This window comes from Streptomyces sp. AM25, assembly GCF_058146165.1.
In genome coordinates, this window is record NZ_JBKIWN010000007.1 from 77,384 (window position 1) to 96,170 (window position 18,787).

General features: G+C 73.1%; 1 protein-coding gene and 1 pseudogene. Both read left to right on the top strand.

Annotated features, from left to right (window positions below):
• Positions 1-154: 154 nt before the first annotated feature.
• Positions 155-13,105 carry an SDR family NAD(P)-dependent oxidoreductase gene (locus ACLHRZ_RS10860; RefSeq protein ID WP_490418272.1) on the top strand — a complete coding sequence of 4,317 codons (12,951 nt, stop codon included), beginning with the start codon at positions 155-157 and terminating at the stop codon, positions 13,103-13,105.
• A 101-nt stretch (positions 13,106-13,206) separates the two neighbouring features.
• A pseudogene (locus ACLHRZ_RS10865) lies at positions 13,207-18,780 on the top strand (type I polyketide synthase); the annotation flags it as partial.
• Between the last annotated feature and the right edge of the window lie 7 nt (positions 18,781-18,787).

An 18,787-nucleotide genomic window follows, 5' to 3' on the forward strand; every position in this document is an offset into this window, starting at 1 on the left:
GCTCCCGGCACAGCACGGACTCGTCCTCCGCCGTCCCTGCCGGACTCCCCTCGCATCCCCATCTCCTCTCTGGCTCCTCTCTGGCAATGGAGACCTCATGACCCCGAAGACCGGTGCCCAGCACGCCGACGACCAGGACATCGCCGTCATCGGAATGTCGTGCAGGCTCCCCGGAGCAGCCACCCCCGACGAGTTCTGGCAACTCCTGCGCGACGGGCGCGACATGGTGACCCGCCAGGACGACGGCACCCACCGGGCGGCCCTGGACCGCCACGGGGACTTCGACGCCGCCTTCTTCGGCATGTCCGCGCAGGAAGCCGCCGCGGCCGACCCGCAGCAGCGCCTCATGCTCGAACTCGGCTGGGAGGCACTGGAAGACGCCGGCATCGTCCCCGCCACCCTCTCCGGCACGGCGACGGGCGTCTTCGTCGGCGTCGCCTCGGACGACTACGCGACCCTGGCCCGCCGCCGGGGCACCGAGCCGGACGCCCACACCGCCACGGGCCTGCACCGCGCCATGACCGCCAACCGGCTCTCCTACCTCCTGGGCCTGCGCGGGCCGAGCATCGCCGTGGACACCGCACAGTCCTCCTCGATCGTCGCCGTCCACCTCGCCTGCGAGAGCCTCCGCCGCGGCGAGACCCGCGTCGCCGTCGCGGGCGGCGTCCACCTGGTCCTCAGCCCGCACAGCACGGCCACCATGGACCGGATGGGCGCCCTGTCCCCCGACGGCCGGTGCTTCACCTTCGACGAGCGGGCCAACGGCTACGTACGGGGCGAGGGCGGCGGCGCCGTGATCCTCAAGCCGCTCCGGCAGGCACTGACCGACGGCGACCGCGTCCACTGCGTCATCAAGGGCAGCGCTGTCAACAACGACGGCGGAGGCCCCAGCCTCACCACCCCCCATCGGCACGCCCAGGAAGCCGTCCTGCGCGAGGCGTACGAACGCGCCGGGATCGCACCCGGCCGGGTCGGCTACGTCGAACTCCACGGCACCGGCACCAAGGCCGGGGACCCCGTCGAGGCCGCAGCCCTGGGCACGGTGCTCGGCACAACCCGCGCACCGGACGCACCCCCGCTCGCGGTGGGTTCCGTCAAGACGAACGTGGGCCACCTGGAGGGAGCAGCGGGCATCGTCGGCCTGCTGAAGGCCGCCCTGTGCGTCCGCGAGGGCGAGCTCCCGCCCAGCCTCAACCACCGCAGGACCAACCCCGACATCCCCCTCGACGAACTCGGGCTGCGGGTGCAGACCGAGCCGGCGCGGTGGGAGGAGGCCGGCGCGCTGCGCGTCGCCGGCGTCTCGTCCTTCGGCATGGGCGGCACCAACGCACACGTCGTACTGGAACAGGCGCCGCCCGTGGCCCCCGCCGAGGAAGACGGCGCGCCCGCACACCGGCTGCCGGTGATCCCGGTGGTGCTCTCCGCCCGTTCCGCCTCCGGCCTGCGCGAACAGGCCGCCCGGCTCAGCGCCCGGGTCGAGCACGACGCCGGACTCGCCCTGACGGACGTGGGGTACTCGCTGGCGGTGGGGCGGTCGGTGTTCGAGCACCGGGCGGTGGTTCTGGCCGCTGATACCGGGGAGTTGCTGACGCGTCTGGAGCGCTCGGCGGTGCACGGTGTCGCGTCGGACGCGGGTCGTCGGGTGCTGGTGTTTCCGGGTCAGGGGACGCAGTGGGTGGGGATGGGTGCGGGGTTGCTGGAGTCCTCGCCCGTCTTCGCGCGGCGGTTGGGTGAGTGTGCGGATGCGCTGGCGCCGTTGGTTGATTTCGATGTGGTGGAGGTTGTTCGCGGGGGCGGCGCTCTTGACCGCGTTGATGTGGTGCAGCCGGTGACGTGGGCGGTGATGGTGTCGCTGGCGGCGGTGTGGGAGTCGCTGGGCGTGGTGCCGGATGCGGTCGTGGGTCACTCACAGGGTGAGATCGCCGCTGCTGTCGTGGCGGGCGCGCTGTCGTTGGAGGACGGTGCGCGGGTGGTGGCGCTGCGTGCCCAGGTGATCGGCCGGGTGCTGGCCGGCCTGGGCGGCATGGCGTCGGTTTCGCTGCCGGTGGGGGACGTCGAGGAGCGCTTGGCGGCGTGGCCCGGTCTGGGTGTGGCGGCGGTGAACGGGCCGAAGTCCACGGTCGTTTCCGGTGATGCGGATGCGGTGGTGGAGTTTGTCGCGGCGTGTGAGGCGGAGGGCATACGGGCTCGTCAGGTCCCGGTGGACTACGCGTCGCATTCCGCTCATGTGGAGCGCATCGAGGCGGAGTTGCTCGATGCGCTGGCGGCCGTGCGCCCGCAGCCCGGCCGGGTGCCGTTCTACTCGACCGTCACCGCGGGTGTTCTCGACACCGTGGCGTTGGATGCGTCCTATTGGTACCGCAACCTGCGCCTGCCGGTGCGCTTTGAGGAAACGGTTCGCGGTCTGCTGGCCGAGGGGTTCGGCACGTTCGTCGAATCGTCCGCTCATCCCGTGTTGGTGATGGGTGTCCAGGAGACTGCTGACGCCTCCGGTACGGAAGTCGTCACCACCGGCTCGCTGCGCCGTGACGAGGGAGGCCTGGAACGGTTCCTGGCCTCCGCGGCCGAGGCGTTCGTCCACGGTGTGGGCGTCAACTGGTCTGTGCTCTTCGAAGGTTCGGGCGCCCGTCAGGTCGACCTCCCCACCTACGCCTTCCAGCGCAAGCACTACTGGCTGGACGACACCGGTCCCGACGAGCTCGCGGAGGCCGGTGACGAGACGCAGGGCTCGATCCTCCGCGGAGAACTCCGGTCGCTCACCTCCGAGACCGAGCAGAGGGAACACCTTCTGCGTCTCGTGGAGGTGCACGCCGGCGCCGCCCTCGGGCGCGACGAAACCGAATCCGTCTCTCCCGACAGCTCCTTCAAGACCCAGGGCTTCGAATCCATCACCGGCGTCGAGCTGCGCAACCGCCTGTGCGCCGCAACGGGCCTCGCGCTCCCCACCACGCTCGTCTACGACCACCCCACGCCGGCCGCTGTGGCCGAGTTCCTGCAGACTGCCCTCCTGGCCGACACCGCGGGGCCGGAGCAGCACGCCCCGACCTCGCGTTCCCGCTCCCTCGCCCCGTCCGACGACGACCCGGTCGTGATCGTGGGGATGGCGTGCCGTTTTCCGGGTGGGGTGGTTTCGCCTGAGGGTTTGTGGGATTTGGTGGTGTCGGGTGGGGATGCGGTGTCGCCGTTTCCGTCTGATCGTGGGTGGGATGTGGCGGGTCTGTTCGATCCGGATCCGGGTCGGGTGGGTCGGTCGTATGTGCGTGAGGGCGGTTTCCTTCATGGTGCGGGTGAGTTCGATGCGGAGTTTTTCGGTATTTCGCCGCGTGAGGCGGTGGCGATGGATCCGCAGCAGCGGTTGTTGCTGGAGACGTCGTGGGAGGCGCTGGAACGCGCCGGGATCGACCCGCATGCGCTTCGCGGTTCACGAACCGGCGTCTTCGCGGGCGCGATGTCCCAGGAGTACGGCCCCCGGCTGCATGAACCCGCCCAGGGCTACGACGGCTACCTCCTCACGGGCAACACCGCGAGCGTCATCTCCGGCCGCATCTCCTACTCCTTGGGGCTGCAGGGCCCGGCCCTGACGGTGGACACGGCGTGTTCGTCGTCGTTGGTGGCGCTGCACCTGGCGGCGCAGTCGCTGCGCCGGGGCGAGTGCGACCTCGCGCTGGCGGGTGGCGTCGCCGTCATGGCGAACCCTGGCATGTTCGTGGAGTTCTCGCGGCAGCGGGGGCTCGCGCCCGACGGACGTTCGAAGGCGTTTGCGGATGCGGCGGATGGTACGTCGTGGGCCGAGGGTGCCGGCATGGTGCTGGTGGAGCGGTTGTCGGATGCGGTGCGCAAGGGGCATCGGGTGCTGGCGGTGGTGCGTGGTTCGGCGGTGAACCAGGATGGCGCCAGCAACGGCCTGACGGCGCCGAGCGGTCCGTCCCAGCAACGTGTCATCCGTGCCGCACTGGCCGATGCCGGGCTGGGTGCGGCGGAGGTCGACGCGGTCGAGGCCCACGGCACCGGTACGCGCCTCGGCGACCCGATCGAGGCGCAGGCGTTGCTGGCGACCTACGGGCAGGGCCGTTCTGTTGAGCGGCCGTTGTGGCTCGGGTCGTTGAAGTCGAACATCGGGCATGCCCAGGCTGCTGCGGGTGTGGGTGGCGTCATCAAGATGGTGATGGCGCTGCGGCATGGGGTGCTGCCCCAGAGCCTGCACATCGACGAGCCGTCGACGGCGCTGGACTGGTCGTCGGGTGCGGTGTCGCTGCTGACGGAGCAGGTGGTGTGGCCGGAGGTGGGCCGGCCGCGACGTGCGGGTGTCTCGTCCTTCGGTATCAGCGGGACGAATGCGCATGTGATTGTGGAGCAGGCGCCTGAGGTTGCTGCTGAGGCTGAGTCGGCGGGGCGTGGGCTGCCGGTGGTGCCGGTGGTGATGTCTGCGGTGTCTGCGGGGGCCTTGCAGGGGCAGCGGGATCGTCTGCGGTCGCTGGTCGAGCGTGAAGAAGACCTGGACCTCGCGGATGTGGGGTACTCGCTGGCGGTGGGGCGGTCGGTGTTCGAGCACCGGTCCGTGGTGCTGGCCGGAGACCGCGATGAACTGCTGACCGGGCTGCGACAGTCGGCATCACTTGCGGGGCCTGCGCGTCATCCCGGCAAGCGAGTGCTGGTGTTTCCGGGTCAGGGGACGCAGTGGGTGGGGATGGGTGCGGGGTTGCTGGAGTCCTCGCCTGTGTTTGCTCGGCGGTTGCGTGAGTGTGCGGATGCGCTGGCGCCGTTCGTTGATTTCGACGCGGTAGAGGTCATCCGGTCTGGCGCTGCTCTTGACCGCGTTGATGTGGTGCAGCCGGTGACGTGGGCGGTGATGGTGTCGCTGGCGGCGGTGTGGGAGTCGCTGGGCGTGGTGCCCGATGCGGTCGTGGGTCACTCGCAGGGTGAGATTGCTGCTGCTGTCGTGGCGGGCGCATTGTCGTTGGAGGACGGTGCGCGGGTGGTGGCGCTGCGTGCCCAGGTGATCGGCCGCGAGCTGGCCGGTCTGGGCGGCATGGCCTCGATCTCCCTCCCGCTGGGGGACGTTGAGGAGCGCCTGCCGGTCTGGCCGGGTCTGGGTGTGGCTGCGGTGAACGGGCCGAAGTCCACGGTCGTGTCCGGCGACGCGGATGCGGTGGTGGGTTTCGTGGCCGCATGTGAGGCCGAAGGTATCCGGGCTCGTCAGGTCCCGGTGGACTACGCTTCGCATTCGGCCCATGTGGAGCGCATCGAAGCGGAATTGCTCGATGCGTTGGCGGCGGTGCGTCCGCAGCCCGGCCGGGTGCCGTTCTACTCCACTGTCACCGCGGGTGTTCTCGACACCACAGCGTTGGACGCGTCCTACTGGTACCGCAACCTCCGCCTCCCGGTCCGTTTCGAGGAAACGGTCCGCACGCTGCTCGGCAAGGGTTTCGGTACGTTCGTCGAGTCCTCCGCCCACCCCGTCCTGGTGATGGGCATCCAGGAGACCGCCGATGATGCCTCCGGCGCCGAGGTCATCACCACCGGCTCGCTCCGCCGCGACGAGGGAGGCCTGGAGCGCTTCCTGGCCTCCGCCGCCGAGGCCTTCGTCCACGGCGTGGACATCGACTGGACCGCCCTCTACGACGGTTCCGGCGCCCGCCAGATCGACCTCCCCACCTACGCCTTCCAACGCAAGCACTACTGGATCGAACCCTCGGCCGGTCCTGCCGTCGCAGCTGCGCCGTCCGGCGTGGACACCTGGCGCTACGGGGTCACGTGGAAGGGCCTGTCCCCGGCCGAATCGCCAGCCCTGCAGGGCCGTTGGCTCCTCGTAGTCCCCGAAGGGAGCGAACCGCCCTTCACGCACGAACTGGACCACGCCCTCCGGCAACGTGGAGCCCAGCCGGAGACCTTGGCCGCACCCTGTGACACGTCCCGATCGCGGTTTGTGGAGCTTCTCGTCGGCAAACAGAAGGACGGAATCGCCGTACCGTTCGCCGGAGTCGTCTCGTTGCTCGGGCTCTCGCCCGTCCAGGAGGCGGTCGGCGGCTCGCTCTCCCTCCTCCAGGCCGTGCACGAGAGCGGTGTGGCTGCCGGGCGGGTCTGGGCGGTGACCCAGCAAGCAGTGGCCGTTGTGCCGGGTGAGGTGCCGGACGATCTCGGCGCCCAGCTGTGGGCGTTCGGCCGGGTCGCCGGGCTCGAGCTTCCCGATGTGTGGGGCGGGCTCGTCGATCTGCCGGAGAAAGCGGACGCACGGGCGCTGGACCACCTGGTCTCCGTACTCGCCGACGCCAACACCGACACCGACACCGAGGATCAGGTGGCAGTGCGGGGCTCCGGCGTGTACGCGCGGCGGATCAACCGGGCCGGAGGGACCGCGAAGTCGTCCTGGAGCCCGCGCGGTACGGTCCTGGTGACCGGTGGCACCGGTGCTCTCGGCGGTCACGTCGCACGATGGCTCGTCCGGGGTGGTGCCGACCACGTCGTTCTGACCAGTCGGCGGGGTGCGGATGTGCCCGGTGCCGCGGCCCTGGAGGCCGAACTCCGGGAATTCGGCGCCGAGGTGACCATCGCCGCCTGCGACGTCTCCGACCGTGCCGCCCTCGCGCGGCTGCTCGGCGAGCACCCGCCCACGGCCGTGTTCCACACCGCGGGCATGCTCGACGACGGCCTGATCGACACCTTGTCGCCGACCGCCTTCGACGCGATCCGAGGACCGAAGGCCACCGCGGCCCTGCACCTTCACGAGCTGACCCGGTCGCTGGAGCTGGACGCCTTCGTCCTCTTCTCCTCCGTCACCGGCACGTGGGGCAACGGCGGGCAGGCCGCGTACGCGTCGGCCAACGCCTCGCTCGACGCGCTCGCCGAGCGCCGCCGCGCGGAGAACCTTCCCGCCACGTCGATCGCCTGGGGCCTGTGGGGTGGCGGCGGCATGGCCGTGGGTGCGGGCGAGGACAGCCTGAACCGCCGCGGTATCCGCGCCATGGACCCCGACGAGGGCATCGCCTCCCTTCAGCAGGCCCTGGACCGGGACGACACCTGCGTGACCGTCATCGACGTCGACTGGGAGGAGTTCGCGCCGCGCACCGCGGCCCTGCGCCCCACGCCGATGTTCGACACCGTGCCCGAGGCGCGGCGGGCCCTGGACGCCGCGCGCCGCCAGCAGACCGCCGCCCGCACGACGCCCGTCGGTGAACTGGGCCGGCGTCTCGCAGGCCTGACCGAGGCCGAGCGGCTGCGCACCCTGGTCGAGCTCGTCCGGGGAGAGGCCGCCACCGTCCTGCGGCACGACACGACGGACCGGATCCGGCCGGACCGCCCGTTCAAGGCCGCGGGCTTCGACTCGCTCACGGCCCTCGAACTCCGCAACAGGCTCAACGCGGCGACCGGGCTGAGCCTCCCCTCGACGATCGTGTTCGACCGGCCCAGCCCGAACGCGCTCGCCGAGCACCTGATCGGCCGCCTGCTGGACCTGGACCCCGCGCCTGCGGCACCACCCGTGCCGGCGGGCGGCGGCAGCGCCGCCGAACCCGACGAGCCCCTGGCGATCATCGGCATGGCCTGCCGCTACCCCGGCGGGGCCGACACCCCCGAGGCCCTGTGGAAGCTGGTGGTGGAAGGCCTGGACGTCGTCGGGCAGCCGCCCACCGACCGCGGCTGGAACCTCGACGACCTCTACGACGCCGACCCCGACTCCGGCCGTCGCGGTACGACGTACGTGCGCGAGGGCGGATTCCTGCACGAGGCCGGCGAGTTCGACGCCGAATTCTTCGGCATCTCGCCCCGCGAGGCCTTCGTCATGGACCCGCAGCAGCGGTTGTTGCTGGAGACGTCGTGGGAGGCACTGGAGCGCGCCGGCATCGATCCCCAGACCCTCCGCGGCTCACGGACCGGTGTCTACGCCGGACTGACCCACCAGGAATACGCGTCCCGGCTGCACGAGGCCCCCGAGGAGCAGGAGGGTTACCTGCTCACGGGCAAGTCCGCGAGCGTGGTGTCGGGCCGGATCTCCTATGCGCTGGGCTTGGAGGGGCCGTCGGTGTCGGTGGACACGGCGTGTTCGTCGTCGTTGGTGGCGCTGCACCTGGCGGCGCAGTCGCTGCGTCAGGGGGAGTGCGACCTCGCGCTGGCCGGCGGCGTCACCGTCATGGCGGCTCCCGGTCTGTTCGTGGAGTTTTCACGGCAGCGGGGGCTTGCGCCCGACGGACGTTCGAAGGCGTTTGCGGATGCGGCGGATGGTACGTCGTGGGCCGAGGGTGCCGGCATGGTGCTGGTGGAGCGGTTGTCGGATGCGGTGCGGAACGGGCATCGGGTGCTGGCGGTGGTGCGTGGTTCGGCGGTGAACCAGGACGGTGCCAGCAACGGCCTGACGGCCCCCAGCGGTCCGTCCCAGCAACGTGTGATCACGCAGGCTCTCGTCAGCGCACGGCTCACGACATCCGATGTGGATGTCGTGGAGGGGCATGGGACGGGGACGACGCTGGGTGATCCGATCGAGGCGCAGGCGTTGCTGGCGACCTATGGTCAGGGTCGTTCGGCTGAACAGCCGTTGTGGTTGGGGTCGTTGAAGTCGAATATCGGGCACAGCCAGGCTGCTGCGGGTGTGGGTGGTGTCATCAAGATGGTGATGGCGCTTGAGCATGGTGTGTTGCCGCGGACGTTGCATGTGGACCGGCCTTCGTCGCATGTGGACTGGTCATCAGGTGCGGTGTCGTTGTTGACGGAGCAGGTGGTGTGGCCGGAGGTGGGCCGGCCGCGTCGTGCGGCGGTGTCGGCTTTCGGTGTGAGCGGGACGAATGCGCATGTGATTGTGGAGCAGGCGCCAGAGGTTGCTGCTGAGGCTGAGGATGGGTCGGGGCGTGGGCTGCCGGTGGTTCCGGTGGTGCTGTCGGGGCGTTCGGAGTCGGCTCTGCGGGAGCAGACGGCTCGTCTGGCGGCGCGTGTGCAGGGTGACCCCGGACTCGGTCTGACGGACGTGGGGTACTCGCTGGCGGTGGGGCGGTCGGTGTTCGAGCACCGGGCGGTGGTTCTGGCCGCTGATACCGGGGAGTTGCTGACGCGTCTGGACCGTCCGGCGGTGCACGGTGTTGCGTCGGACGCGGGTCGTTGTGCCCTGGTGTTTCCGGGTCAGGGGACGCAGTGGGTGGGGATGGGTGCGGGGCTGTTGGAGTCCTCGCCTGTGTTCGCGCGGCGGTTGGGTGAATGTGCGGATGCGTTGGCGCCGTTGGTTGATTTCGATGCCGTGGAGGTCATCCGGTCTGGCGCTGGTCTCGACCGGGTGGATGTGGTGCAGCCGGTGACGTGGGCGGTGATGGTGTCGCTGGCGGCGGTGTGGGAGTCGTTGGGTGTGGTGCCGGATGCGGTGGTGGGTCATTCGCAGGGTGAGATTGCTGCTGCGGTGGTGTGTGGTGCGCTGTCGTTGGAGGACGGTGCGCGGGTGGTGGCGTTGCGTGCTCAGGTGATCGGCCGGGTGCTGGCCGGTCTGGGCGGCATGGCCTCAATATCGCTCCCTTTGAAGGCCGTTGAGGAGCGTTTGGCGGCGTGGCCTGGTCTGGGTATTGCCGCGGTGAACGGACCGCAGTCCACGGTCGTGTCCGGCGACGCGGACGCGGTGGTGGGGTTTGTCGCCGCGTGCGAGGCCGGAGGCATCCGCGCCCGTCAGGTCCCCGTGGACTACGCCTCACACTCCGCCCACGTCGAGCGCATCGAAGCAGAGCTGCTCGACGCGCTGGCGGCCGTACGCCCGCAGCCCAGCAAGCTGCCCTTCTACTCCACCGTCACCGCGGGTGTTCTCGACACCACACAGCTGAACGCGTCCTACTGGTACCGCAACCTCCGCCTCCCGGTCCGTTTCGAGGAAACGGTCCGCTCGCTGCTGAGCGAAGGTTTCGGCACATTCATCGAGTCCTCCGCCCACTCCGCCCTGGTGATGGGCATCCAGGAGACCGCCGATGATGCCTCCGGCGCCGAGGTCATCACCACCGGCTCGCTCCGCCGCGACGAGGGAGGCCTGGAGCGCTTCCTGGCCTCCGCTGCCGAAGCGTTCGTCCACGGCGTGGACATCGACTGGACCGCCCTCTACGACGGTTCGGGCGCCCGCCAGATCGACCTCCCCACCTACGCCTTCCAACGCAAGCACTACTGGGCCCCCACCTCGCCCGCCGGTGTCGGCGATGCCGCTGCCGCGCGCTTCGGGATGAGCTGGGACGACCATCCGCTGATCGGCGGTGCGCTGCCGCTCGCCGCCGGCGGTGAGCTGGTGTTCGCCGGACGTATCTCGCTCACCGAACACCCCTGGCTGGCCGATCACGCGGTGTCCGGCCGGGTGCTCCTCCCGGGCACGGCCTTTGCCGAACTCGCCCTGCACGCTGCCGTCGTCACCGGCGCCTCGGGTGTGGAGGAACTCGGCCTGGAGGCGCCCCTGATCGTCCCCGACCGGGGCGGAGTGCGGATCCAGGTGCGGGTCGAGGAGGCCGGCGAGGACGGTCTGCGCAGGCTGGCCGTCCACTCGCAGCCCGAGGACGGGGACGAGGAGTGGGGTTCCGGCGCGCCGTGGACCCGTCACGCGACCGCCGTCCTGGCCGGCCGTCGTCCCGCCGCCGAGCCGTCGGCAGCCGAGTGGGCGGGGGAGGCCTGGCCCCCGGCCGGGGCGGAGCGCATCGACGTCGAGGAGGTGTACGCGCGGTTCGCCGGCCTCGGTTACGAGTACGGCGAGGTGTTCGCCGGCCTGGAATCCGTCTGGCGGCGTGACGGCGAGGTCTTTGCCGAGGTCGCGCTGCCGGCGCGGGCGGAGGCCGACGCCTCCCGGTACGGGGCGCATCCGGCGCTGCTGGACGCGGCCCTGCAGCCGTGGCTGGCCGGAGGGTTGCTCGACGTGCCCGACGACGGGGTGCTGCTGCCGTTCGCCTGGCAGGGCCTGACGCTGCACGCGGCCGGTGCACACCGCATCCGGGTGCGGATGGCCCGCAGCGGCGACGGGGCGGTGTCCCTGCACGCCGTGGACCCCGACGGGAAGCCGGTGGTCTCCCTCGGCGCCCTGGTCATGCGCCCGGTCGAACGCGCCCGGCTGGAGGCGCTGCTGGGCGCAGCGGGGACCCGGCCGCCCCTGTACCGCGTCGCGTGGCAGCGCGACACGGCGGAGCCCGGGCCGCTGCGCCGGACGGCCGTCGTGGGCGCGGACCCCTTCGGGCCGGACGGCCTGCCCGGCGGTGCCGTGGAGACCTACCTGGATCTGGCCGCGCTGCGTGCGGCGGTGGACGCCGGAGCCGCGGTGCCCGAAATCGTCGTGGCCGCTCTGCGTGGGCGGGGCGCAGCCGGGGTGCAGGACAAGGCGGTGTCGCCGGCGGACGTGCTCGCCGCGACCTGCGAGGGCCTCGCCCTCGTCCAAACATGGCTCGCCGACCGGCGGTTCGCCCACGCGCGTCTGGTCGTGCTGACCGAGGGCGCCGTCGCGGCCTCCTCCGGCTCCTCCGGGGAAGATGTGACGGACCTGGCGCGGTCCGGGCTGTGGGGGCTCGTCCGCTCCGCCCAGTCCGAGCACCCGGGCCGGCTGTCGCTCGTCGACACGGACGCGGAGGACTTCTCCCGCACCGCTCTGCCCGCAGCGATCGCCGCGGGCGCCGCGGGTGCCGACCAACTGGCCGTGCGCGCCGGGACCGTGCTGGTACCGCGGCTCGTGCGGGTCGAGGAGCACGCCCGCGACGGCGAGGCCGTCACGGTCGGCACCGACGGGTTCGAGCCCGGCGGAACCGTGCTGCTCACCGGCGCCACGGGAACGCTGGGGGCGCTGCTGGCCCGTCATCTGGTCACCGCGCACGGTGTCCGCAGGCTGCTGCTGCTCAGCCGCAGCGGGCGGAACGCCGCGGGGGCCGAGGAGTTGGAGGCGGAGCTGCGGCTGCTGGGGGCCGAGGTGGAGATCCGGGCGTGTGACGTGGCGGACCGGCCGTCGCTGCGGTCGGCGCTCGACTCCGTCCCGAAGGCGCATCCGCTGACCGCGGTGATCCACGCGGCGGGGGTGCTGGACGACGGCGCGGTCGACGCACTGGACCCGGGCCGGGTCGCGAGCGTGCTGCGGCCCAAGGCCGATGCGGCCCTGCACCTTCACGAGCTGACCGCACACCTGCCGCTGCGCGCGTTCGTGCTGTTCTCCGGCGCGGCGGGCCTGCTCGGCCGCCCCGGCCAGGCCAACTATGCGGCGGCGAACACGTTCGTCGATGCCCTGGCGCAGCACCGCCGTGTACGGGGGCTGCCCACCGTGTCCCTGGCCTGGGGTCTCTGGGGGGAGGCGAGCGGCATGACGGGTCACCTGTCCGGCGCGGACCTGCGCCGGATGCGGCGCTCCGGCATCGCGCCGCTGACGAACGACGAGGGACTGGCCCTGTTCGACGGGGCGTTGCGGGCGATGGCCGACGACGCGCTGCTCGTCCCGGTGCGCCTGGACACCGCGGCGCTTCGCCGTGAGCAGGCGGCGCACGGCACCGCCGCGCTCCCGGAGGTCCTGCGCGGCCTGGTTCCGGCCGCTGCGCCCCGGGCCGCGGGCGGCACGCCGGGCACCACCGGCGGTCCGGCGGTCTCCGGCGGGGAGACGTCCGCTGCCGAACTGGCGGAGCGCGTCCGGCGCCAGGACGGCCCGGCCCGGGTGCGGGAGCTCCTCGGCGCGGTGCGGACGCAGGTCGCGGACGTGCTCGGCTTCTCCGGGCCCGATGCGGTCGAACCCGGCCGTGCCTTCCGGGAGATCGGCTTCGACTCCCTGACCGCCGTCGACCTGCGCAACCGCCTCAACGCGGCCACGGGACTGCGGCTTCCCGCCGCCGTTGTGTTCGACCACCCCACGCCGGAGGCCCTGGCGGAGCACCTGGACGCCCAACTGGCGGGCGCCGATGCCGGTGACGTGGGCGAGGCGGCCCTGAACGGGCTCGCCGCGCTCGAATCCGCGGTGGCCGCGATGGCGGCCGACGACATCCGGCGCGAGGTGGTCCACCGGCGGCTGGCCGAGCTGCTCGGTGTCCTCGGCACTGCGGACACCGCCCCGCCGGCGGTGGCCGCCGCACCGGACGCGGAACTCGCCGGGCGACTGGACGCGGCCGACGACGAGGACCTTTTCGCCTTCATCGAGGAGCAGTTGTGAGCAACACCCCCGGCACGGAGCAGCCCCCGCGCCCCGCCCGGCCCGCCGGTGCGGACGGCGCCGACACCACCGACCGGATCCGCGACTACCTCAAGCGGGTCACGGCAGAGCTCGTCACCGTCCGAGGGCAGTTGCAGGCCGTCCAGGAGGCGGCCCGTGAGCCCATCGCGATCGTGTCGATGAGCTGCAGGATGCCCGGAGGCGCCGACACGCCCGAGAAGCTGTGGCAGTTGCTGGACTCGGGGACCGACGCGGTGTCCGGCCTGCCGGACGACCGCGGCTGGGACCTCGACGCGCTGTACGACCCGGACCCCGGCACCCCCGGGACCAGCTACGCGCGCCAGGGCGGGTTCCTGAATGAATGCGCCGATTTCGACCCGGAGTTCTTCGGGATCTCGCCGCGCGAGGCGCTGGCCATGGACCCGCAGCAGCGGCTGCTGCTGGAGACCGCCTGGGAGGCGTTCGAACGGGCCGGCCTGCCGCTGGACGCCGTGCGCGGCACCCGCACCGGCGTCTACGCGGGCGTCATGTACGACGACTACGGGGCACGGCTGCCGCACCACCCGGCGGGAAGCATCCCCGCGGACCTGGAGGGCTACCTCGTCAACGGCAGCGCCGGCAGCGTCGCCTCCGGCCGGATCTCCTACACCTTCGGGCTGCGCGGTCCCGCCCTGACGGTCGACACGGCGTGCTCCTCGTCGCTGGTGGCCCTGCACCTGGCCGTCCAGGCGCTGCGCCAGGGCGAGTGCGACTTGGCGCTGGCCGGCGGTGCCACCGTGCTGTCCACGCCGACGATGCTCGTCGACTTCGCCCGGCAGCGCGGGCTGTCCGCCGACGGCCGCTGCAAGGCGTTCTCCGCCGCGGCCGACGGCACGGGCTTCGGCGAGGGCGTCGGGCTCCTGCTCCTGCAGCGGCTGTCGGACGCACGTCGCGACGGCCGTCGCGTGCTCGCCGTCATCCGGGGCTCGGCCGTCAACCAGGACGGTGCCGGCAACGGCCTGACCGCGCCCAACAGCCCCGCCCAGCAGCGGGTGATCCGCGCCGCGCTGAAGAACGCCGGCCTCACCCCCGACCAGGTCGACGCCGTCGAGGCGCACGGCACGGGCACCTCGCTCGGCGACCCCATCGAGGCCGAGGCGCTGCTCGCGACGTACGGGCAGGGCCGGCCCGCCGGGCGGCCGCTGTGGCTGGGGTCGCTGAAGTCGAACATCGGGCACACCCAGGCCGCCGCCGGTGTGGGCGGGGTCATCAAGATGGTGCTCGCCCTCGAACACGGCGTGCTGCCGAAGACGCTGCACGCGGACGAACCGACGTCCCACGTCGACTGGTCGTCCGGCGCCGTGTCCCTGCTCACCGACCGCCGTACGTGGCCCGTTCGGGAAGAAGGGGAGCCGCGGCGGGCCGGGATATCCGCCTTCGGGGCGAGCGGCACCAACGCGCACCTGATCCTGGAGACCCCGCCCCGGCCCGGGCCGGCCGCGGAACGGCACGACGGGGAACGGACGTCGGACGGCACCGCCTGGGTGCTCTCCGCGAAGGACGACGACGCGCTGCGGGAGCGGGCCCGCAGTCTGCACACCGTCCTGCGCGACCACCGGGCGGAACCGGAGGCCGTGGCGGGCGTCCTCGCACACGGCCGCACCGCCTTCCCCCGCCGCGCCGTCGTGCTGGGCGAAGGACGCGACGCGCTGCTGCGCGGGCTGGCCGTGCTGGCCGACGGGCCGGACACGGCGCCGGACGGGCAGCAGCAGGACGCCCCCGCACCGCAGTTGGTCACGGGCGAGGCGGCCGAAGGCCGCCGCACCGCGTTCCTGTTCACCGGCCAGGGCAGCCAGCGCCCCGGAACGGGACGGGAACTGTACGCCCGGCACCCTGTGTTCGCCCGCGCCCTGGAGGAGGCATGGGAGGCGCTCGACCCGCACCTGCCGGAGGAGCCCTCGCTGCGCGAGGTGATGTTCGCCGGGCCCGGCACGGAGCACGCCGCGCTGCTGGACCGCACCGACTACACCCAGCCCGCGCTGTTCGCCCTCGGGGTCGCGCTCCACCGCCTCGCCACCGCCCAGGGCCTGCAGGCCGAGGCCGTCATGGGCCACTCCGTCGGCGAGATCACCGCCGCCCACGTCGCCGGCGTCCTCGACCTCGCCGACGCAGCCCGGCTCGTCGCCGCGCGCGGCCGGCTCATGGCGGACCTCCCGCCCGGCGGGGCGATGGCGGCCCTCCAGGCGAGCGCCGAGGAGATCGCGCCGCACCTGGCCGGCCGCGAGCACGAGCTGAGCCTGGCCGCCGTCAACGGGCCCGCCGCCGTGGTGATCGCGGGCGACGAGCCGGCAGTACTGGAACTGGCCGCCGCCTGGCGGGAACGCGGCCGGGACACCAAGCGGCTGACGGTCAGTCACGCCTTCCATTCGCCGCACATGGACGGCATGTTGACACAGTTCGAAAAGATCGCTCGCGGGATCGGCTACCGGGAACCGAGGATCCCAGTCATGTCGAACCTCGCCGGCGCACTCACCGACGGCAGCGCCCTGAGCACTGCCGACCACTGGGTCCGGCATGCCCGGGAGACGGTGCGCTTCCACGACGGCGTCCGTGCACTGCGCGCGGACGGCATCGACACCTTCGTCGAACTCGGCCCCGACGCCGTCCTGACCGCCATGACCCGCACCTCCCTGGACGGCACCGCCGACACCGGCGTGCTGGCCGTGCCCGTGCTGCGCCGCGGCCGCCCCGAGACGGCCGTCTTCGCCGAGGCCATGGCCACGGCGTACGTCCACGGCGCCCCCGTCGACCTGGCCCCGCGGACCGTCGCCCCCGGCCTCGCCGCGGAACTGCCCACCTACCCCTTCCGGCGCACCCGTTACTGGCTCGACGCCCCCGTACCCACGGGCGACCTGGCCGCCGCCGGGCTCGGCCCCGCACGGCACCCGCTGCTGAGCGCCGTAGTCGACCTCCCCGACGGGGGCGGCGCACTGTGGACGGGCACCCTCGGCACCCGCACCCACCCGTGGCTCGCCGAGCACACGGTGGCCGGGCACGCCGTCGTCCCCGGCACCGCCCTGCTGGACCTCGCCCTGCACGCCGCCGGCGGCCCCGTGGCCGAGCTGACCTTCGCATCCCCCCTCGTCCTCCCCGCCGACGGACCCGTACGGTTGCACGTCCACCTCGGCACGCCGGGCGACGACGGCACCCGGCCGCTGCGCATCCACTCCGCCCCGGCCACGGACGCCCCCGGAGACGACACCTGGACCCTGCACGCCCACGGAAGGGCCGCCCCCGGCCCTGCCGGCGACGCCCCGGACTTCACCGGGACCTGGCCGCCCGAGGGCGCCGAACCCCTCGGCACCGAGGGCGAGTACGCGCGCTTCGCCGCCGCCGGCATCGGCTACGGGCCCGCCTTCCAAGGACTGCACGCCGCCTGGCGGCGGGGCGACGAGGTGTTCGCCGACGTCGAACTCCCCGACGCCCACGCCGCCGACGCCGCGCACTACGGACTGCACCCCGCCCTCCTGGACGCCGCGCTCCACGCCGTCGCCCTCACCCGCGACGGTGCCCACGGCCTCCTGCCGTTCTCCTGGAACGACGTGACCCTGCACACCGCGGGAGCCCGGACCCTGCGGGTACGGATCTCCCCGTCCCCGGCCGGCGCGCACGCCGTCACGGTGACGGCGGCCGACGGTGCGGGCCGCCCCGTCCTCAGCGCAGGCTCCCTGGCCCTGCGCGCACCCGCCACCGACCGCATCGCGGCGGCGGCCCGCGACGGACTGCCCCTGCACCGGCTCACCTGGTCGCCCCTCGACGCCGCCCCGACAACCGCCGCGGCGCACCCCTGGCATGTCATCGGCACCCCGGACCCGGCCCTGTCCGCCGGACCGGCACGGCACCACACCGACCTCTCCGCCCTCGCCTCCTCGTGGACGGACGACGGGGACGCCGGGCCCGTGCTGGCCGACCTCCGCCGGCCCGCCGGCGCCGGGGCCGCCGACGACCCGCGCGAGATCACCGGGCGCGCCCTGGCCCTGGCCCAACAGTGGCTCGCCGACGAGCACTTCACCGGCGCCCGCCTCACCTTCCTCACCCGAGGAGCCGTGGACACCGGCGACGGCGCGGCCGACCCGGCCGCCGCCTCGGTCTGGGGACTCCTGCGCTCCGCGCAGAACGAACACCCCGGCCGGTTCGCACTCGTCGACGTCGACGACTCCCCGGACTCCCACCGGGCCCTGCCCGCCGCGGTGGCCGCCGGCGCGGACCAACTCGCCGTGCGCACAGGCGTACTGCACACCCCCGCGCTGACCCGCGCCCGGACCGCCCCGCAGGAGCGGCCCGCCCCCTGGACCGCCGGCGACACCGGCACCGTCCTCGTCACCGGCGGCACCGGAAGCCTCGGCAGCGCCGTCGCACTCCACCTGGCCCGCCGGCACGGCGCCCGGCACCTGCTGCTGACCAGCAGGCACGGCGCAGCCGCCCCGGCGGCAGCACACCTGGCCGCAGAACTCGCCGAGGCGGGCGCCACCGCCGAGTTCGCGGCCTGCGACGCCGCCGACCGCGAAGCACTGGCCGCCCTCCTGGCCCGCATCCCCGCCGACCGTCCCCTCACCGCGATCGTGCACACCGCGGGAGTGCTCGACGACGGCGTCATCGGCGCCCAGACCCCCGAGCGCCTCGACACCGTCCTGCGGCCCAAGACCGACGCCGTGCGCGCGCTGCACGAACTGACCCGCGACCTGGACCTGAAGGCCTTCGTCCTGTTCTCGTCCGCGGCCGGAGTCCTCGGCAGCGCCGGACAGTCCACCTACGCCGCGGCCAACGCCCACCTCGACGCGTTCGCCTCCTGGCGCCGCGCCCAAGGCCTGCCCGCACTGTCGCTGGGCTGGGGCCCCTGGGACGGCGACGGCATGGCCGGGGGCCTGGAGGACCGCGACGCCGCACGGCTGCGCCGCTCGGGCATCGCACCCCTCGGCCGGGACGAGGCACTGGAACTCTTCGACGCCGCCTGCGCCCACGACGACGCCCACCTCGTCCCCATGCGCCGGGACGCGCCCGGTCCGCTCGGCCGGGCCACCGGCACGCCGGCACCCGCCGCCCCGGCCGGCCCCGACGACGCCCGCCCGAAGCCGGCCACTCTCGCCGAACGGCTGACCGGGGCACACCGCTCCGAGCGCGGCACGCTGATCCTCGACATGGTCCGCGGACACGTCGCCGCGGTCCTCGGCTACCGCGGCCCGGCGGACGTCCAGCCCGGACGCACCTTCAAAGAAGCGGGATTCGACTCGCTCACCGCCGTCGAACTGCGCAACCGGCTCTCCGCCGAGACCGGGCTGCGCCTGCCCGCGACGCTGGTCTTCGACCACCCGACCCCGCAGGCACTGGCCGACCACATCGACGACGCCCTCCCGGGCGCCGAAGCGGCCGTCCACGCCCTGCTGGACCAACTCGCCGAAGCCACCGCACAGACGACCGGCGACCAGGACCTCGGCGACACCGTCGCCCGCCGACTGCACGAGATCCTCGCCGGCCTGACGACCTCCGCCGTACCGCCTGTCAACCACGACGACGCCGTACCGCCGACGGCCGCCGACCCCGGCGCCCCGACCGGCGAGGACGTGACCGCACGACTCCGATCAGCCTCGGACGACGAGCTGTTCGAACTCTTCGACACCGGGTTCCACTCCGCCTGACGAACCA

What these genes read in the sequence shown, in the direction of transcription:
- ACLHRZ_RS10860 (WP_490418272.1), top strand. Translation starts at nt 155, where the DNA reads ATGTCGTGCAGGCTCCCCGGAGCAGCCACCCCCGACGAGTTCTGGCAA.